General features: G+C 56.9%; 18 protein-coding genes and 1 tRNA gene. 5 read left to right on the top strand and 14 right to left on the bottom strand.

The genetic code is table 11. The features are described from left to right. Positions 1–133: 133 nt before the first annotated feature. Both ctaD and nrdF read right to left on the bottom strand, forming a co-directional pair. Positions 134–1,828 (bottom strand): aa3-type cytochrome oxidase subunit I, encoded by a 1,695-nt coding sequence (ctaD, locus tag HMPREF2692_RS11995; protein WP_070432969.1) that lies wholly within the window; start codon positions 1,826–1,828, stop codon positions 134–136. A 410-nt stretch (positions 1,829–2,238) separates the two neighbouring features. Next, positions 2,239–3,228 carry a class 1b ribonucleoside-diphosphate reductase subunit beta gene (gene nrdF / locus HMPREF2692_RS11990; protein ID WP_061924418.1) on the bottom strand — a complete coding sequence of 330 codons (990 nt, stop codon included), beginning with the start codon at positions 3,226–3,228 and terminating at the stop codon, positions 2,239–2,241. A gap of 412 nt (positions 3,229–3,640) precedes the next feature. Here nrdF and HMPREF2692_RS11985 point away from each other — a divergent pair, with 412 nt between their 5' ends. Continuing rightward, positions 3,641–4,357 (top strand): FadR/GntR family transcriptional regulator, encoded by a 717-nt coding sequence (locus HMPREF2692_RS11985; protein ID WP_239240840.1) that lies wholly within the window; start codon positions 3,641–3,643, stop codon positions 4,355–4,357. Between the two features lie 115 nt (positions 4,358–4,472). Here HMPREF2692_RS11985 and nrdE read toward each other — a convergent pair whose 3' ends face one another. The 5 genes from nrdE to HMPREF2692_RS11960 all read right to left on the bottom strand — a co-directional run bounded on the left by nrdE (position 4,473) and on the right by HMPREF2692_RS11960 (position 9,505). After that, positions 4,473–6,635: a class 1b ribonucleoside-diphosphate reductase subunit alpha gene (gene nrdE / locus HMPREF2692_RS11980; protein WP_061924424.1), complete on the bottom strand. Its 2,163-nt coding sequence runs from the start codon at positions 6,633–6,635 to the stop codon at positions 4,473–4,475. A 113-nt stretch (positions 6,636–6,748) separates the two neighbouring features. Beyond that, positions 6,749–7,180, bottom strand: a complete 432-nt coding sequence (gene nrdI / locus HMPREF2692_RS11975) for a class Ib ribonucleoside-diphosphate reductase assembly flavoprotein NrdI (protein WP_061924427.1) — start codon at positions 7,178–7,180, stop codon at positions 6,749–6,751. 20 nt (positions 7,181–7,200) lie between these two features. Next, positions 7,201–7,440, bottom strand: a complete 240-nt coding sequence (gene nrdH, locus HMPREF2692_RS11970) for a glutaredoxin-like protein NrdH (RefSeq protein WP_061924430.1) — start codon at positions 7,438–7,440, stop codon at positions 7,201–7,203. Positions 7,441–7,885: 445 nt separating this feature from the next. Then, entirely contained in the window at positions 7,886–8,008 is a 123-nt protein-coding gene (gene ykgO / locus HMPREF2692_RS11965; protein WP_003847162.1) for a type B 50S ribosomal protein L36, read from the bottom strand. A gap of 126 nt (positions 8,009–8,134) precedes the next feature. After that, complete coding sequence (locus HMPREF2692_RS11960) at positions 8,135–9,505, bottom strand: sugar porter family MFS transporter (protein WP_070455941.1); 1,371 nt, start codon at positions 9,503–9,505, stop codon at positions 8,135–8,137. Between HMPREF2692_RS11960 and nadE the strand changes: the two genes are divergently transcribed. Next, positions 9,504–10,328 carry an ammonia-dependent NAD(+) synthetase gene (gene nadE, locus HMPREF2692_RS11955; protein WP_070455859.1) on the top strand — a complete coding sequence of 275 codons (825 nt, stop codon included), beginning with the start codon at positions 9,504–9,506 and terminating at the stop codon, positions 10,326–10,328. The two genes, HMPREF2692_RS11960 and nadE, sit on opposite strands and share 2 nt — an antisense overlap. Positions 10,329–10,355: 27 nt before the next feature. On the opposite strand, the gene HMPREF2692_RS11950 is transcribed toward nadE, so the two are convergent. The 5 genes from HMPREF2692_RS11950 to pgm form a co-directional block, all read right to left on the bottom strand. Beyond that, positions 10,356–11,078 (bottom strand): fructosamine kinase family protein, encoded by a 723-nt coding sequence (locus HMPREF2692_RS11950; protein WP_246823459.1) that lies wholly within the window; start codon positions 11,076–11,078, stop codon positions 10,356–10,358. A gap of 133 nt (positions 11,079–11,211) precedes the next feature. Continuing rightward, positions 11,212–11,284, bottom strand: a tRNA-Ala gene (locus tag HMPREF2692_RS11945). 139 nt (positions 11,285–11,423) lie between these two features. Then, positions 11,424–12,194 (bottom strand): DsbA family protein, encoded by a 771-nt coding sequence (locus HMPREF2692_RS11940; RefSeq protein ID WP_061924438.1) that lies wholly within the window; start codon positions 12,192–12,194, stop codon positions 11,424–11,426. A gap of 35 nt (positions 12,195–12,229) precedes the next feature. Beyond that, entirely contained in the window at positions 12,230–12,694 is a 465-nt protein-coding gene (locus HMPREF2692_RS11935) for a MauE/DoxX family redox-associated membrane protein (protein WP_061924440.1), read from the bottom strand. Positions 12,695–12,710: 16 nt separating this feature from the next. Further along, entirely contained in the window at positions 12,711–14,327 is a 1,617-nt protein-coding gene (gene pgm / locus HMPREF2692_RS11930; protein WP_070455857.1) for a phosphoglucomutase (alpha-D-glucose-1,6-bisphosphate-dependent), read from the bottom strand. A 176-nt stretch (positions 14,328–14,503) separates the two neighbouring features. Between pgm and HMPREF2692_RS13210 the strand changes: the two genes are divergently transcribed. From HMPREF2692_RS13210 to HMPREF2692_RS11920, 3 genes are read left to right on the top strand one after another with little or no spacing between them, the layout of a single operon-like run. Then, on the top strand, positions 14,504–14,662 hold the full coding sequence (locus HMPREF2692_RS13210; RefSeq protein ID WP_168163250.1) for a hypothetical protein: 159 nt from the start codon (positions 14,504–14,506) through the stop codon (positions 14,660–14,662). Between the two features lie 10 nt (positions 14,663–14,672). Further along, entirely contained in the window at positions 14,673–14,981 is a 309-nt protein-coding gene (locus HMPREF2692_RS11925) for a fluoride efflux transporter family protein (RefSeq protein WP_061926026.1), read from the top strand. Next, complete coding sequence (locus HMPREF2692_RS11920) at positions 14,978–15,346, top strand: fluoride efflux transporter FluC (protein ID WP_082778689.1); 369 nt, start codon at positions 14,978–14,980, stop codon at positions 15,344–15,346. Before HMPREF2692_RS11925 ends, HMPREF2692_RS11920 begins: the two co-directional genes overlap by 4 nt. Here HMPREF2692_RS11920 and HMPREF2692_RS11915 read toward each other — a convergent pair. Beyond that, positions 15,343–17,886: an ABC transporter permease gene (locus HMPREF2692_RS11915; protein ID WP_070823713.1), complete on the bottom strand. Its 2,544-nt coding sequence runs from the start codon at positions 17,884–17,886 to the stop codon at positions 15,343–15,345. The two genes, HMPREF2692_RS11920 and HMPREF2692_RS11915, sit on opposite strands and share 4 nt — an antisense overlap. Further along, the gene (locus HMPREF2692_RS11910; protein ID WP_061926034.1) at positions 17,886–18,623 is read right to left on the bottom strand and encodes an ABC transporter ATP-binding protein; all 738 of its coding nucleotides are present in this window, start codon (positions 18,621–18,623) and stop codon (positions 17,886–17,888) included. The genes HMPREF2692_RS11915 and HMPREF2692_RS11910 overlap by 1 nt, the downstream gene beginning before the upstream one ends. Between the last annotated feature and the right edge of the window lie 128 nt (positions 18,624–18,751).

Here is an 18,751-nt window from a genome sequence, read left to right as displayed (position 1 = left end):
AATCGCCAAGCATTTGACTTGGATAGTGCCTTGAACGCACAAAACCGCCTCCCCCGTTGCAAGTACAGTTGGGGAGGCGGTTGTCAGGAGTAAAGCGGCTAGCTCTAGTGCTTAACAGTCAGTGCTAAAAGCTCTAGTGGTGGCCGACGTGCGCTTCCTCGCGCATGCGCTTAACCATGTGCGGGTAGTGCAGCTCGAAGGCCGGACGCTCAGAGCGGATACGCGGCAGGGAAACGAAGTTGTGGCGCGGCGGCGGGCAGGAGGTAGCCCACTCGAGGGAGTTACCGTAGCCCCAAGGGTCATCAACGGTAACGATCTCGCCGTAGCGCCAGGACTTGAAGACGTTCCAAACCAGCGGGATAACGGAAGCACCGAGGACAAAGGAGAAGATCGTGGAGATCTGGTTGTAGACGGTGAAGCCATCAGACTCGAGGTAGTCAGCGTAGCGACGTGGCATACCCATGTTGCCCACCCAGTGCTGGACAAGGAAGGTGCCGTGGAAGCCGATGAAGGTCAGCCAGAAGTGAATCTTGCCGAGGCGCTCGTCGAGCATGCGGCCGGTCATCTTCGGGAACCAGAAGTACAGACCTGCGAACGCGGAGAACACAACCGTACCGAACAGGGTGTAGTGGAAGTGCGCAATCAGGAAGTAGGACTCAGCAAGGTGGAAGTCCAGTGCCGGGGAAGCGAGCATAACGCCGGTCATACCGCCGAAGAGGAAGGTGGACATGAAGCCCATAGCGAAGATCATCGGGGTATCCCAGGTGATGTGGCCCTTCCACATGGTGCCTACCCAGTTGAAGAACTTAACGCCGGTCGGAACCGCGATGAGGAAGGTCATGAAGGAGAAGAACGGCAGCAGGATAGCGCCGGTAACGAACATGTGGTGCGCCCACACAGCCATGGACAGGGAGCCGATGGCCAGAACCGCGAACACCAGGCCGATGTAGCCAAAGACTGGCTTACGGGAGAAGACCGGAACGACCTCGGAGATAACGCCGAAGAACGGAAGTGCCAGGACGTAAACCTCAGGGTGGCCGAAGAACCAGAAGAGGTGCTGCCACAGGATGGCGCCGCCGTTAGCGGAGTCGTAGATGTGGCCGCCGAGCTTGCGGTCATACAGGATGCCCAGTGCTGCAGAGGTCAGCAGCGGGAAGATCATCAGAACGATGACGGAAGCGGTGAAGATACACCAGGTGAATACCGGCAGGCGGAACATGGTCATGCCAGGCGCACGCAGGGTGAGGATGGTGGTGATCATGTTGACTGCGGAAGCAATGGTGCCAACACCGGTAGCGCCAACACCGACAATCCACATGTCGGCACCGATTCCTGGGGTGTGGACAGAGTCAGCCAGCGGGACATACATGGTCCAGCCGAAGTCAGCAGCACCACCTGGGGTGGCAAAACCAAGCAGCATTACGATACCGCCGGTCAGGGTGATCCAGAAGCCGAATGCGTTCAGACGTGGGAAGGCAACGTCCGGCGCGCCAATCTGCAGCGGCAGGATGTAGTTACCGAAACCCCACACAACGGGAGTAGCGAACAGCAGCAGCATCACAGTGCCGTGCATGGTGAACAGCTGGTTGAACTGCTCGTTGGACAGGAACTGCAGACCCGGGCTGAAAAGCTCAGCACGAATCAACAGGGCCATGAAGCCACCGAGGAAGAAGAAGCTGAAGGACATGATCAAGTACATGATGCCTAGCTGCTTGTGGTCGGTGGTGGTAAGCATTACCCAAGCCTTAGAGCCGGTCTTGGAATTTCCAGTCGGCTCTGGACGGGTTGGCGCGACGTAATCGTCGAGCCTTGGCGCCACAGCGGTCATTAATTTCCTCCTGAAGAACAAGTGCCATGCACGTCAAAGCCTAAAAATAAGCCTTAGCGCCACAACACCTAAGTTTACTCGACTTATATTAGGGGACTTCGCTGTGAAATTTCCAGCTTTCCCAATGACCATAGAAGCTAGTTAACCCCGTTTTTAGGCAGTATTTTTCGAAAATTCCCAGCACGACGGCCACCGGCCGAAAACCTGCCCCAAAACCATTGCACTTCTGCGTGATTCTCGCCACAGGATTTTGCGGTTGCCTGGCGTCAAAACGACGAAACGCACCCCCTAAGGTAATCAACCGGAAGATTGATTAATCCTTGGAAGTGCGCGTGACTCCCAACGCTCAACAGTCGCTGTTAATTATGCGACTCAAGAGAGGGAGGTGGCAGCCGAGCTGGCGGGGCGAGTTAGAAGTCCCAGTCCTCATCGGTGGTGTCTTCTGCCTTACCAATGACATAAGAGGAACCAGAGCCAGAGAAGAAGTCATGGTTCTCATCCGCGTTCGGAGACAGCGAAGACAAGATGGCCGGAGAAACGCGGGTCTCGTCCGCCGGGAACAGCCCCTCGAAGCCGAGGTTGTTCAGCGCCTTGTTGGCGTTGTATCGCAGGAAGCGCTTGACGTCTTCGGTCCAGCCGAGCTCGTCGTAAAGATCCTCGGTGTAGTCGATCTCGTTGTCGTAGAGATCGTAGAGAAGATCGAAAGTGTATTCCTTAATTTCTGCCTGCTCTGCTTCAGAAAGCTCGTTGTAGCCATTCTGGAACTTATAGCCGATGTAGTAGCCGTGAACGGCTTCGTCGCGAATGATCAGGCGGATGATGTCCGCGGTGTTGGTGAGCTTAGCGCGGGAAGAGAAGTACATCGGCAGATAGAAGCCGGAGTAGAAGAGGAAGGACTCAAGCAAAGTGGAGGCGACCTTCTTCTTCAGCGGATCGGCGCCCTTGTAGTAGGACATGACGATCTTTGCCTTGCGCTGAAGATTCTCGTTTTCCTCAGACCAACGGAATGCATCGTTGATCATCGGAGTGGAAGCCAGCGTCATAAAGATGTTTGAGTAGGACTTCGCGTGAACCGACTCCATGAAAGCGATGTTGGTGTAGACGGCTTCCTCGTGCGGAGTCTTTGCATCTGGCAGCAAAGAGACAGCACCAACGGTGCCCTGAATGGTGTCGAGGAGGGTAAGACCCGCGAAGACACGCATGGTGGTCTGCTGCTCGTGCTCAGTCAAGGTCTTCCAAGACTGCAAGTCGTTGGAAACAGGCACCTTCTCTGGCAACCAGAAGTTGCCGGTAAGGCGGTCCCAGACCTCGGAATCTTTATCGTCTGGAACGGTGTTCCAGTTAATCGCCTTCACAGGCTCTGCGTGACTAGCGATGTACTCGTCATACTCGTGTGACACGGTCAGACTCCACTTTCTTCTTAAACGGAATTCATCTTGGGCTAACTGCGGTTAACCATTCTCCGACGAGCGTACCACCCTAGGCCCGGCCAACAATGAGCGCTGCACCTTTAGAAAGCGGTCTAAACAGCGGTCTCAAATGCGGCCTAAACGTGGTCTCAAGGGCGGAATCAAAGGCTGCCTAATCTGGGCCTTAGAAAAGCCGGGAAATACAACTTTGGAGCGCACCCCAAAAGTTTAGAGGTTGAACGCAATTCAAAAACTATTGCACGCATTGAAAGCGATCGATTCGGCAATCGCTTAAGATGTATTTACGTTTCAAGATTGGCTTATGGATGCCGGAAATTATTCTCTTTCAGCTTTGCCTCGTGCACTCTCAAACTGCGGTTTCATAAAAGGAGGATCCCCTACGGTGACCAGCACCAGCGAGTCTCCTACTCCCCTGCTCAATACGGTTCTGGACGAAATCGGCGCAGAAATAGTAAGCGGCACCATTGAAACCGGCCAGCGCTTCACCTTGCGGGATATCTGCGTGCGTTTCGACATTTCGCGCACCGTTGCCCGCGAGGCTATGCGCGCTCTGGAGCAGCTAGGCATGGTTTCTTCCTCACGGCGCGTCGGTATTACGGTTCTTCCGTTGAGCGAGTGGTCAGTATTCGATCAATCGATTATTGACTGGCGCCTAGCTTGCGAGGCTTCCCAGAAAAAGCAGCTCAATTCTCTCAACCAGCTCCGCCTTGCCATCGAACCGATCGCCGCAAGGATGGCCGCCACGGAAGCAACGGAAGAGGAAAGAGAAGAAATCCTGGAGCTCGCAAAGCGTCTCCACGAGTTGGAGATGAAGCCTTCCCGCCGAGTTGGCGAAGAGCTAGCTACGGATCTGCGCTTCCACAGTATGGTGCTGCACGCTTCGGGCAACGAGATGTTCGCGGCGCTTACCCCTTCCCTACTCTCAATGCTCAAAGGAAAGTCAGTTTTCGGTTCGGAAAAGCGCAACCCCATCGCCGGCACCGCCCACTTGCATCAAGAGTTGGCGCGCGCAATCGCGGAGCAACGCCCAGACGATGCGGAGAATATCGCGCGGGCCATCCTGGACGAGGCCCGCGCAAGCGCCGGAGCGAAGGCTTAAAAGGCTCCTTTGCGCCAAGCAAGGGGAAAGAAGCAAACAAGCAAGGCGAAAAGAGCGAAACAAACACAAGAACAAAAGTAGAGCCCTCACCCGTTAAGGTGAGGGCTCTTTGCAGTTAGAGCATGCAGGAAACGCAGCCTTCGACTTCGGTTCCTTCAAGCGCCATCTGACGAAGGCGGATGTAGTACAAGGTCTTGATGCCCTTGCGCCATGCGTAAATCTGCGCCCTGTTGATATCGCGGGTGGTGGCGGTGTCCTTGAAGAACAAGGTCAGGGACAAGCCCTGATCCACGTACTTGGTGGCGGCAGCGTAGGTATCGATGATCTTTTCGTAGCCGATCTCGTAGGAGTCCTTGAAGTACTCCAGATTGTCGTTGTCCATGTGCGGCGCCGGGTAGTAGACGCGGCCGATCTTGCCTTCCTTACGGATTTCGATCTTCGACGCAATTGGGTGAATCGAAGAGGTCGAGTTGTTGATATAAGAAATAGAGCCTGTCGGCGGCACTGCTTGTAGGTTGCGGTTGTAGAGGCCATGCTTGGCGACGTCCGCCTTCAGCGCAGCCCAGTCTTCCGCAGTTGGGGTGTGGATAGACGAGGCGTCGAAAAGTTCCTGCACACGTGCAGTGCGTGGGGCAAACTCGGCTGGGTCATAACGATCGAAGAACTCGCCGGAGGCGTACTCAGACTGCGGGAACTCGGAGAAGTATTCGCCGCGCTCGCGGGCAATCTTGTTGGAAGCGCGCAAAGCAGCGTAGAGGACCGCGGCGAAGTAGGCGTTGGTGAAGTCCAGTGCTTCCTCAGAGCCGTACTCGATGTGCTCGCGGCCCAAGAAACCGTGGAGGTTCATCTGGCCAAGGCCGATGGCGTGGGAATCATCGTTGCCTTTGCGAACGGAAGGTACGGAGTTGATAGCGGTCTTATCAGCCACTGCGGTTAGACCACGGATGGCGGTCTCGACGGTCAGAGCGAAGTCTGGGGAATCCATGGTGGTGGCGATATTCAGCGAACCAAGGTTGCAGGAGATATCGGAGCCCATGGTCTCGTAGCTGAGATCGTCGGCAAATACGGACGGAGAGTTGACCTGCAGGATCTCCGAGCAGAGGTTGGACATGTTGATGCGACCGGTCTTGACCGGGTTCGCGTTATTCACGGTGTCCTCGAACATGATGTACGGGTAACCGGATTCGAACTGCAGCTCGGCGATGGTCTGGAAGAAGTGACGGGCGTTGACCTTCTTCTTGCGGATGCGTGGGTCCTCGACCATCTCTTCATAGTGCTCGGTAATGGAGATGTCACCGAAGGCCTTGCCGTAGACGCGCTCGACGTCGTATGGCGAGAACAGGTACATATCGTCGTTCTTCTTAGCCAGCTCGAAGGTGATGTCCGGGATGACGACACCCAGGGAGAGAGTCTTGATACGAATCTTCTCGTCAGCATTCTCACGCTTGGTGTCGAGGAAGTTCATGATGTCTGGGTGGTGCGCGTTGAGGTAGACGGCACCTGCGCCCTGACGCGCACCCAACTGGTTTGCGTAGGAGAAGGAATCCTCCAACAGCTTCATGACTGGGATAACGCCGGAGGACTGGTTCTCGATGTGCTTGATCGGAGCGCCGGCCTCGCGGATGTTGGACAGTAAGAGTGCCACGCCGCCGCCGCGCTTGGAAAGCTGCAGCGCAGAGTTAATGGAACGGCCGATGGACTCCATGTTGTCCTCGATACGCAGGAGGAAACAGGAAACGAGCTCGCCGCGCTGCGCCTTGCCAGCGTTGAGGAAGGTCGGGGTGGCCGGCTGGAAGCGGCCGGTCATGATTTCGTCGACGAGGTGCTCAGCGATGGTGGTGTCACCGTCTGCCAAGAACAGAGCTGTCATAGAAACGCGGTCCTCGAAGCGCTCGAGGTAACGGCGGCCGTCAAAAGTCTTGAGCGTATAAGAGGTGTAATACTTGTACGCACCCAAGAAGGACTTGAAGCGGAATTTATAGGAATAAGCGCGCTTGAATAGGGACTTGATGAAGTCAAAGTCGTACTGCTCGAGCAGAGCTGGCTCGTAGTACTTGTTTTCCACCAGGTAACGCATCTTTTCTTCCAAGTCGTGGAAGTAGACCGTGTTCTGGTTGACATGCTGCAGGAAGAACTGGTTGGCAGCCTCGTGGTCCTTATCGAACTGAATCTTGCCCTCTTCGTCGTAAAGGTTCAGCAAGGCATTCAGAGCGTGGTAATCAAGCTGTTCTTCTGGCTTCACTGGTTCGGCTACGGTCTTGCCCAATTGCGTTGTCACGGCTTTTGGAGCCTTCCTTTGCTTGGCAGCGCATGTCTTACGCCGCGGTGAGAAACGGTTTAGAAAAATATGTAAGGTAACTGCGCATTGCACAGTTACCTATTTTTATAAGTTTAGGCAGCGGCTTCCAGCCCTAGGGCCGTTGCGTTCGCCAGCAGGCCTTCCCTGCAAATCTTAACGTCTTCATCGGTACCAAGTAACTCGAAGCGATAAACGTAGGGCACCTTGCACTTGGCGGAGATTACGTCTCCGGCCTTGCCAAAGTCTGCGCCGAAGTTACTGTTTCCGCCGGAGATAACCGCGCGGATGAGGCCGCGGTTGTGCTCATTGTTGAGAAAACGAATGACTTGCCCCGGAACAGGGCGAGAGTTCTCGCGGCTAACAGAGGCCCCTCCCCCGTAGGTGGGGCAGACAAGAACATAAGGCTCATTCACAATGAGCGGCTCATCATTCTTACGCAGTGGGATGCGGGCGCTTGGCAGGCCCAGCTTGTCAACGAAACGGCGGGTATTTTCCGTTGCGGAGGAAAAATACACAACCAACATTGCTATAAGCCCTGCCCCGTTTAAGCGGTGGCGCTTAGAGCGGCCAGCTCCTTGATGCGCTCTGGGCGGAAGCCAGACCAGTGCTCACCATTGGCCTCAACGACCGGCGCCTGCACATACCCCAGTGCCATGACGTAGTCACGAGCATCATCATCAAGGGTGACGTCTACAGAGGTGTATTCAAGGCCAGCACGGTCGAGGGCCTTCTTAGTAGCGTTGCACTGGACGCAGGCTGGCTTGGTGTAGAGAGTGATGCTCATGATGAAAGTCCTTTGACGCTAGTTCAAGTTTTTAAGGGTTATCCGGCCTAACTAGGTGCGCTTTTAGCGCTTCATCCAGCCCACCGGAACGACACGAACGACACTATACTTTGTGGCAAAAAGCTGCAACCCACACTACATATAGTAGTTACATTCGTGATATTCCCAGGATGTTATCCACCCAGACCCCACATGTTGACCCGCCCGACGCTCGGCCATGAAATTACATCGATGAGACTCCTGCAAGTTTACCTGCCGGCAACCTAAAGTTGTGATAAAGAACACTATTGTCACCAATTCTTTGCCCACTGATCGCTTTAACAACACACCCGCAACAGGAGATGCGGATCGGGCAGCCAAAGCGACGTCGGCAAGCACAAAAGAAAAGCACCCGCCTAGAACCGAAATCCTAGGCGGGTGCTTCTAATCAAGAAAGCCGATGCTTCTAGCCCTGGCGAGCCTTGAAGCGCGGATCCTTCTTGTTGATCACGAAGACCTTACCGTGGCGGCGAATAACCTGGGCGCCCGGCTTCTTCTTCAGCGACCGAAGAGACTTACGAACCTTCATCGGGCGCTCCTTTCGTTATGCGCAAACTTCATGCGGTTGAATACTTTTAAAGCACAGCCATCAAAGTTACGGCCATGACACGAGGAAAAACCTTACCCCACGCGCGCGCCATAACCAAAACACTGATTAATTAGCGTAGCGCTCCTGCATCTCATCGCCTACTTCTTCCAGACTACGGCCCATCGTCTCCGGCACCAACAGCTTGGTATAAGCGATCGCCGCAAAGCCTAAGAAAGCAAAGATCATAAAGGCAACGGGGCCAGTCAACCACTCGACCATTGGCAGGAAGAACTGCGCGACCGCCCAGTTGGTTACCCACAGGGAAAGCCCAGCGATGCCCATGCCGATGCCGCGAACCTCAGGGGGAACGAGCTCGGAGATGAGCAGCCAGGTGGTCGGCGATACAGCGGCCTGCTGGAAAGCAATGAAAAGGGCCATAAACGCCAGCGACAACAACGCCATAGGTTTTGAGCCCTCGGCAAAGCGGTACGCGATGGAAAGAACGACCAAGGAAATGACGTTTCCGGTCAGGCCGATGATGAGCAGGCGCTTGCGCCCGATACGGTCGACGACTTTCAGACCCAACCAGCAGGCGACTACGGATACAGTACCGATGAGGATGGAGGTATACACGGCGTTCGCAGTAGAAATACCCACCTGACTCATCATGGTCGGGGCAAAATACACGATGGCATTAACGCCGGTTATCTGCTGAGTAAGTCCCATCAGCATGGCAAGCAGCACGGTCACTTGCAGCCAGCGTTCTTCTTTTAAGCGCGCCCACTCGCCGCGTTTCGCGGCTTCGGAAGCTCCCGCCGCCCCAGCGGTTCCGAGCTCGGTTCCAGAGATACCGACCCGGGCAGCAAGCTTCCAGGCCTCGTCGATGCGATGCTTCTTTAGCAGCCAGGCCGGTGTATCGGGCAGGAAGATCATGCCCACGGCGAGCATGGCGCCTGGTACGGCGGCAAGGCCTAGCATCCACCGCCATGAGCCGGTGCCAGCGAGCGCGGAGTTGACCAGGTAGGCCACCAACTGACCGACGACGATCATCAAGGTATTCAGCGAAACCAGGCGGCCGCGGGCACGCGCTGGGGAAATCTCGGAGATATACATCGGCGAAACAATGGATACCGCGCCTACCGCAACCCCCAGGAAGGTGCGGGCGGCAGCTAGTGCCACAACAGAACCGGCAAGCGCACACCACACCGAACCAGCGACGAATACTGCGCCACCGAGAGTCAGGGTCTTGCGGCGGCCGATTGCATCCGCGACGCGGCCGGCAACAAGCGCGCCGACGGCGGCACCGACTAAGAGCATGGAGGTAACCCAGCCCTCTTGGTTGGCATTCATGTCAAATTCGGGACCGATGAATAGCAGCGCACCGGACATAACGCCGGTGTCGTAGCCAAAGAGGAGGCCACCTAGTGCGGCGACTACGGCGACGACTTTGACATAGGTTTTATTCTTCACTCGTTCATCCTTGCAGCCCGCTACCATGGGCGTCATGTCGCAAACTGGACTTCCGTTGCAAGAAAGTATCATAAAAGCCCTGGGTGTTAAGCCCTTAATCGATCCAGAACAAGAAGTGAAATCGCGCGTTAACTTCCTTGCGGATTATCTGCGCAACACTGGCGCCAAAGGTTTCGTCCTGGGCATTTCAGGCGGGCAGGATTCCACTCTGGCCGGCCGCCTGGCGCAGATGGCGGTGGAGAAAGTTGAAGGCGCGCAGTTCTGGGCGGTACGCCTGCCACACGGCGTGCAGGTCGATGAAGAGGACGCACAGATTGCCCTTGACTTCATCCAGCCGGATCATCGCCTGACGGTGGATATCGCCCCGGCCACGCAGGGCATTGACGACGCCGTGGCGAAGAGCCTGGGCAAGCCGGGCTTAGGCGATTTCAACCGCGGAAACGTCAAGGCCCGTCTGCGTATGACGGCACAGTACGCCATCGCCGGTGAAGTCGGCGCGCTGGTCATCGGCACCGATCACGCTGCCGAGAACCTCGCGGCCTTCTTCACCAAGTGGGGCGATGGTGCGGCTGACCTCGTGCCGCTGGAAGGGCTCAACAAGCGCCAGGGCGCCCAGCTGCTGCGCCACTTGGGCGCGCCGGAGTCGACGTGGAAGAAAGTCCCCACGGCAGATTTGGAGGAAGACCGCCCACAGCTGCCTGACGAGGAAGCTCTCGGGGTAAGTTACGCTCATATCGATGACTACCTTGAGGGCAAAGAGGTCCCGGACTCTGCCCGTACCCGTATCGAAGAGCTCTGGCATCGCGGCGCGCACAAGCGCATCATGCCGCCGGGCCCGCACTCCCTATAAACGCGCACTCGGTTTAACTCGGCCTGCCTACCCTTCTAGAAGCTCCAGGGTGGCATGCGCGGCGTCGCCAAGCGCGCGATGATAGGCCACGCCATGGGTCAGCGCGTGTACCGCAAGGGGATGAAGCTGATGGAGCGGGAACCAACGCTTTTCATCGGGCGATAGCCCGTAGCCGCGGTAGATATCGTCCAGGTAGGGCGCGCCAAAAAGTTCAAGCATGGCCAGGTCAGTGTGCGGGTGACCGCCGTGGGCGGCCGGGTCAATCATCACCGCACTATCGGCAGTAAATAACACGTTTCCGGCCCACAAATCGCCATGGATGCGCGCGGGACGCACATCCCACTGCCGCTTTAGCACCGCATCGCAGGCGCGCTTGACGACGTCCCGGTAGCCCTCATCCAGCGCACCATTAGCCTCCACGAAGGGCAGCACCCGCTGGTGCACATAAAAATCGCCCCAGTGCTCGACCGGCCGGCATTCCTGCTCAACACGGCCAATATAATTGCGGCCCGTCCACCCCTCCGGAGCCACACCGAAAGCATCCGCGCCAGAGGCGTGCACCTCCCGCAGCGCCCGCCCGAAAGCCTGCGCCGCACTAGCCGTGGGCCGCGACTCCACAACGCGACGGGTGCTAATGAAGCGCGCTCCTACTCCCGCCACCTCAGCAACAACGTCAGGCCGTGCCTGCGCCAGCCACCGCAACCCCGCTACCTCGGCGCCAGCTTGGTCCGCAGTGCCTACTCGCTTCATAAAAGTCTCCATGGCGCCCCACCGTACGCCCCCACCCCGGACATGTACTCTTAGCAGGAGCTAAGAAACAAACAACCCATTAAATAAGGAATAGAAAAAGGGCCGCCACAAAAGTGACGACCCTTGAATCAAGTGGAGCTAACGGGATTCGAACCCGTGACCCCCACACTGCCAGTGTGATGCGCTACCAGCTGCGCCATAGCCCCATTCCCAACGCGATTACCTCGCGCTAGCAACTGAAATAAAGTTAGCAGAAACTTTTTAGCGGAACCAAATCGCCTGCAGGAATACAAAAATGGGCAGCCGATAACCGGCTGCCCATGAGGTTCGCGAAGCGCGAGAGTCTTACTTGACTACCTGCGGGACAAAGTTCCACTGGGATACAGGAGTACCCTTCGGTGGGTTGATGTCCTTGCCGTCCTTGATGACGCGCGGGGAGGAAACAGTACCCGTGGTTTCCTTAAGCTTCTTTGCGTTCGCACGACCAATCTCGTTACCAGCCTCGACGCCAGCGTCCTTGATCTGCTTCTGCACATCACCGTCAGCACCGAAGCCCTTGGCAGCTTCTGCAAAGTCCTCAAAGTCCCAGGAGCCAACGGACTGCTGGTTCTCAAACAGGTAAGCGCGCATGTTCCAGTAAGCCTTCGCATCGCCAGAACGAGCGATAATGTCCATCACGGATGCGGACTTGGAGGAGTGTCCCTCCAGCTTGATGCTGTCATCGGACATGAACTTTTCCAGGTCGACGCCGCGCAGATCCAGGAAGTTCATTGGGTGCACGTTGACAACCAGCTCGCCCTTTTCGACTGCTTCCTTCATCGCCTTGTCACTGCCTTCAGCGAGCTCAGCGCAGTGAGGGCAAGAAAAGTCCTCATAGAGGTCTACTTCTGGGGCGCTTTCCTTGGTCTTTGCGCTCTTCAACGTCACAATTCCGTTGTCATCAACAGAAGTTTCCATAGTGACGTCGACTGCGTTTTCTGCAATCTTGTCGGACTTTGCGTCCTTGCCGCTGATAACGATGTATCCAATAACGACGGCCGCGATAACGAGCAGAACTCCAACTGCCCAGAAAAAGCCCGAGTTACCCTTGCTATTCGGGTTAGTTACTTTTGCCACTGACATTCTCCTTTTAAATGGCTTGCTCTAAGAGTCTAAGGGTGCAACGCAAATTTGTTGAACGGACGCTTAATCGTCCACACCGTCAAGATTAGGTAGAACGTATCACGAGCAAGAGTCTGCATATAGTTCATCACTTGTGCCTCTTCGTCAGGATTGACTGTGAAGCATCCGCAATCAATTCCCAAACCGCGGCCCCAAGCTTGCCCGATGCCGATCATGAACAGCAAAAGAACAAAAGTGGCAACCTTAGAGGACGGACGCAAGAAAAGACCTAGAAGCAGCAGGACGCCACCACAGATTTCCAATGGGGCGATTAGATACGCAAGATATCCAGACCACTCGGGTGTGAAAACTTCATAAGCACTAATAGATTGGGTTACTGAAAGATTTTCACCCAACTTGGCGTAACCGGCTTTAATCCAGATATAAGCCATGTAGAAGCGAGCGAACGCACTAATGACGTCCAGGATCAGCTTCTTGTCGATTTTCTTAGTCACCCGAGATAGTTTAGCCCTAAACTTCTAGCACTTGGGTAACAAGTTCCTGTGCTTCTTCTTGCACTTTCCTGAGATGTTCCTCACCCAGGAAAGACTCCGCGTAAATCTTGTATTTATCTTCCGTGCCGGATGGGCGCGCGGCAAACCAAGCATTGCGGGTTGTCACCTTAAGGCCACCGATGGCAGCCCCATTTCCGGGCGCCTCGGTGAGCTTAGCGGTGATTTCCTCGCCGGCTAGATCTGTGGCCTCTACCTGCTGCGGGGAAAGCTTTTTCAGGATGGCTTTTTGCGCGCGGTCAGCGGGTGCATCGGTGCGCGCATAAGCTGGGGCACCGAATTCTTCAGCCAGCTCCGCGTAGCGCTGCGACGGGCTCTTGCCGGTTACCGCAGTGATTTCAGCAGCGAGCAAATCCATGATGATGCCATCTTTATCGGTAGACCACACGGAGCCATCGAAACGCAGGAAGGAAGCACCAGCAGATTCCTCCCCACCGAAGCCGATGCTGCCATCTAGAAGGCCAGGCACAAACCACTTGAAGCCGACAGGCACCTCAACCAGCTCGCGCCCGAGCTTGGCGACGACACGGTCCACCATGGAGGAAGAAACCAACGTCTTGCCCACGCCAGCATTGCCCCACTGTGGGCGGTGACTAAACAGGTAGTCAATGGCCACTGCGAGGTAGTGGTTTGGATTCATCAGCCCGGCATCCGGGGTGACGATGCCATGGCGGTCCGCATCCGCGTCGTTGCCGGTGGCCAGATCGAACTTTTCACGGTTTGCGATGAGCGAGGCCATGGCGTTCGGCGAGGAGCAGTCCATGCGAATCAAGCCATCGGTATCGAGCGTCATGAAGCGGAAAGTTCCATCCACCGCCGGATTCACCACCGTAAGGTCCAGATCGTATTGCTCGGCAATGGCCACCCAATAGTCCACCGAGGCACCGCCCATCGGGTCAGCGCCGATGCGCAGGCCGGCCTTCTTGATGGCATCCATGTCCACGACGTTTCGCAGGTCGGCCACGTAAGAATCGACGTAATTGTGTTTTGCGCAGCGCTCGTCCAACACGCCGGAAACGTTTACACGGGCAACACCGGAAAGACCTTCTCGCAGATAGTCGTTGGCGCGCGCCGCAATCCAATCCGTGGCAACAGTATCGGCAGGCCCGCCCGTTGGTGGGTTGTACTTGAAGCCGCCGTCGCGTGGCGGGTTATGCGAAGGCGTGATGACGATGCCGTCAGTGCCTGGGTGCGTCAGGATGGCATGCGAGATAGCAGGGGTTGGGGTGTAGCGGCCACGGTCGTCGACACGCACCTCAACCTCATTTGCAAGCAGGACCTCCAATGCAGAGACCATGGCCGGCTCCGAAAGCGCATGGGTATCGCGGCCAACAAAGATTGCGCCCGTGGTGCCCTGCTCTTTACGGTAATCCACGATGGCCTGGGTAATGGCCAGAATGTGCCGCTCATTGAAAGCGGCATCCAAAGCCGAACCGCGGTGACCAGAGGTACCGAAGACCACCTGCTGGTCCGGATTTTCTACATCGGGAACACGGGTGTAGTAGGCGGTAACAAGCTCCGCGATATCGATGAGGTCACTTGGTTGCGCAAGCTGGCCAGCTCGTTCATGTGCCATGGATTGCTCCTTTAGGGGGGTGGATGGGGAGGTACAAAAGTCCGTTTTAGGCGTGGCTTTAGCTTGCCAAGCCACGTGGAGTTTCGCAGGACTTTTAACCCCCACAAGGGGGAAAATGTGAACCAGATCTACAAATCACCTTTTCTGTCACGTAGTAGCTTTTCAGCATGGAACCAGTGACAAATATTCTCAACAGCATCGCCGGGGTGATTTGGGGTCCATTCGTTCTCATCGCCCGCGAGACCAAGGCCTATTTGAAGTTTGATCCCAAGCTCAACAAGCCAGTTGAGGAAGTTGAGGCGTTCGTCCGTTCCCAGCAGATGGAGTGGAAGTAATATGTAGGCCATGCCTCAAGCACTAGTAGTCGGGTCCGGCGCCGCATTAGGCGCCGTAGCCCGCTATTTTTTGTCATCCCTGTTGGGCGGAGGAATGATTCCGCTGCTTTTAATCAACGTTTTGGGCAGCGCCCTGATGGGTTATTTCAAGCCGGGGCCCTTCTGGGGCACGGGCGTTCTCGGCGGCTTTACTAGCTTCGCCACGTTCGCTTTCCTAACCTCCTCCGTTACTGCCGCGCAGGCTGGCTGCTACGTGCTGGCAACGGTGGTTGGTTGCGTTATGGCCTATCTCCTGGGTGACAAGGTAGGCGCCAAGTGATTGTTCTCTACATCCTCTCCGGCGCCTTCCTCGGCGGCATGGCCCGCTACGGTTTCACCAAGGTACTGCCCGCTCCGGTTAGCACCTTCGCCGCAAATATGTGTGGCGCGCTCGCGATCGGTTTCGCCTACGGCTTTGTTGAGCAAGTAAGCGGCGCGCTTAGCGAGGTCCTCTATCCCCTAGCCATCGTCGGGTTCGCCGGCGGGCTCTCCACGTGGTCGACCCTAGCCAAGGAGCTCGGAGAAATGCTTAAAGAAAAGAGGTACTGGAAGTGTATCCAGTACCTCTTCTTCACCCTCGCGCTGGGCATCGTTCTAGCCTGGCGCGGGGCGATGTGGGCTCCGATTATCTATCAGAACTTCTAGTCCGCGATTGCATCCAAAGGCGGAGTCTTGGATGCACCATGTGCTGGCCATAGCGCGGCCAGCACGCCAACCACGGCAGAGCCCACCAGCAAGATGGCCAGCATGCCCCACGGAATAACGGCGCTACCAAGCCCCTCTTCGGACAGTACCTTGATAAAGGCCCAGCCTAGGCCCAGGCCCAGAATCATGCCCACCACTGCGCCGAATACTGCAATCTGGACGGACTCCAGGGTGATCATCGTGCGGATCTGACGGCGCTGGGTACCAACGGCGCGCAGCATGCCAATTTCCTGACGGCGTTCGATAACGCCCAGGGTCAGCGTATTGACGATGCCGAGCACCGCGATGATGACCGCAAGCGCCAACAGCGCGTAGAGAATGGTCAGCATCTGGTTAATCATGCTTGCGGCCTCGCCAGCGTATTCTTCACCGGAAGCCACCTGCACCACCACGAGGTCCTTGACGGATTCCTCCAGGTTGGTGCGCAGTTGCTCCAAGTCGACGCCCTCCGCTGCGTTGACGCCAACCATCGCTACGGTCAGGGCGTCGCCAGGCAGCAGCTTCTCGACGTCCTTTTGGGAAACCGCCAGCTTGGGCAGCATCTGGAAGTCCTCATAAATGCCCTTCAGCTCGACCTTTGTAGTCTTGCCCGGAACCATGCCAGAAAGCTCGTAGCTCTCGCCGACCTTCCAGCCTTGCTCGCCTGCGGTGGTGGCATCGGCGATGAAACCGCCCTCGGCGATGTCGCTATCGCCTTCGACCATGTTCAGCATGAAGATGTTTTGTGGGTTGGAATCAACCGTCTCCGACATGGTGTGTTCGGGGCCATAGCTCAACGAGGCTTGGTCTTCGACCTTCACCGGCGCGGTGCCGACAGTGATGACTTCGCCAGCGCCCTCGGCCTTGGCGGCGCGCTCGCCTGTCTCTACCGGAGTGGGGAAACTGCCCTGGGAAGGCCCGGAGAGCAGGTAATCGGCGCTGATGTCCTTCTCCATCGTCTCCGCAACGGAGGACTTCATAGTGGCGCCCAGCATGCCGATGGCAGTCACGAGGACAACGCCAAGGGTAAGCGCGAAGGCGGTTGCTGCGGTACGGCGCGGGTTGCGCTTGGAGTTGGTAGACGCCAGCTTGCCGATGGCCCCGAAAGGCGCTCCGATGACTCGGCCCAAGGTAGGAACGATGGGTAGTGAAAGTGCGGGGCCTGCGAGGCTGAAGCCTACGATCAAGTTGAGCGCGCCCAGGCCGACGAGTCCGGCGCGGATGCCAGTCGCGGCGTCGACAAGCACGCCGGCGATGACGAAGATGACGCCCGAGCCCATGAGCAAACCGCCGACGATCGTGCGTACCTTCAGCGAGCTTGCCGCAGCGGACTCTGTGGTGCGCATGGCCTCAACCGGCTCGACTGCACCCGCGCGGCGGGCAGGTGCCCATGCGGAAACCACCGTAACCACGGTGCCCAGAATGATGGGCACGATGACCGCAAGCGGGCTCAATCCGAGGCCGCTATCTGCAGGCATGCCGCGGGATGCAAGCACGGCCTTGATGATCGCCACCAGGCCCATGCCGGCGACGACGCCCACCGCGGAGCCCAAAAGGCCCACGATGAAGGACTCAACGACGACCGAGCGGGTAATTTGTCGGCGCGATGCGCCCAGCGCACGCAACAGCGCAAACTCTTTGGTGCGCTGTGCGACGATCATGGAGAAGGTGTTCGCGATAATGAAGGTGCCGACCAACAGCGCGATGAGGCCGAAGGCAATGAGGAAGTAATTGACGAACTTCAGCGCCGAAGAAATAGCATCCGACATTTCCTCTGCAAGCTTTTCGCCGGACTCCGCCTCGACGTCGTAGGTGGCGTTAAGATGATCGACGAGCTGCTCTGGGCTTACTCCCTCAGCGGCAGAGACCTTCAGCTGCTGCGAGTTTCCGTAGCGTTCAACGAAGGCCTTGCTATCCATCTGCAGGGTAATACTTGGGCCTGCGTCCACGGCTGGCTTCTCGATGCCAGCGACGGTGACCTCGTCACGCTTGTCAGGGTGGACAACGAGCAGCTTTTGGCCAACGGTGACGCCGTACTTTTCTGCCGCGGCATCGTTGATGGTGACCTCGCCAGTACCGTGTGGCGCCTCGCCCTGGATAATCTCGCCGGGCTCACCTACCGACTCTTCAGCGTTGTAGTAGGGCCTAACGCTCGCCCCACCGCCGGTGGTCTGGAATGCTTCGGCCTTGTCATTGGCGACGACCACGTTTTGCGCGCTTTCGATGTTGACCTTGCCGACCATGTCGTCGTTAGCTAGGTCCTGGCGCATCTTTTCATCCAAGTCCGGGCCCGAATCCTTCTTGCTGACGGCAGCGTCAACACCAGTAAAAGCATTGGAAACCGCCGCATCGAAAGTATTCGACAGGGAATTGGTGAACATGAACGAGCCGGCAATAAAGGCGGTGCCAAGGACGACCGCGAGCAGCGTCAGCGCAAGGCGGAGCTTATGGGCAACGATATTGCGCAAGGAGACCTTGCGCATGGTGGTATTTCTAGCCATTAGCTTTCGATCTCCGCCATGACCTTGTGGATGGATTCCATGGTTGGATTCTGCAGCTCGTTGACCAGCTTGCCGTCGGCCAGGAAGACCACGCGGTCTGCGTATGAGGCTGCCTTGGCATCGTGGGTGACAATGACGACGGTCTGGTCATCTTGATCCACTGCGGTGCGCAGAATATCCAAAACCTCCGCGGAAGAATTGGAATCAAGGTTGCCGGTGGGCTCATCGCCGAAGATGATCTCTGGGCGGGATACAAGCGCACGCGCACACGCCACGCGCTGCTGCTGACCGCCGGAAAGCTCTGCGGGACGGTGGCTCAGGCGCTGTGCCAATCCCAGACGGGTTGTCACCTCATCGAACCAGGACTTATCTACTTCCTTGCCAGCGATATTCATTGGCAGGGTAATGTTTTCTGCCGCAGTTAGGGTAGGTACCAAGTTGAAAGACTGGAAGATGAACCCTAGGCGGTCACGGCGCAGTGCGGTGATGGACTTGTCGTTTAGCTGCGACATATCCGTGTCGCCGATAAAGGCTGAACCACTAGTAGCTGAATCAAGACCGGCCATGGTGTGCATCAGCGTAGACTTTCCTGAACCTGACGGGCCCATGATGGCAGTAAATTTATTGCGCTCGAAGACCACGTTGACATGGTCCAATGCGGTAACAGCGGTATCGCCTTGCCCGTATTGCTTAAAAAGTTCGACGGCGCGCGCCGCTGCCCTCTCCGGTGGACACATGGTGGGAATCTCCTCACGGTAATGATGGTTTTAAGCTATCCATCCCAGCCTAGCTGCCACACCCGACCGGCGTATAACTGCTAAGAAGATTCCGATCCTTCTCCAAGGTTCATCAACGCCACGTTGAA

Source organism: Corynebacterium sp. HMSC036D03, from assembly GCF_001836185.1.
Taxonomy (GTDB): domain Bacteria; phylum Actinomycetota; class Actinomycetes; order Mycobacteriales; family Mycobacteriaceae; genus Corynebacterium; species Corynebacterium simulans.
This window is presented reverse-complemented; position numbering and strand designations above follow the sequence as displayed.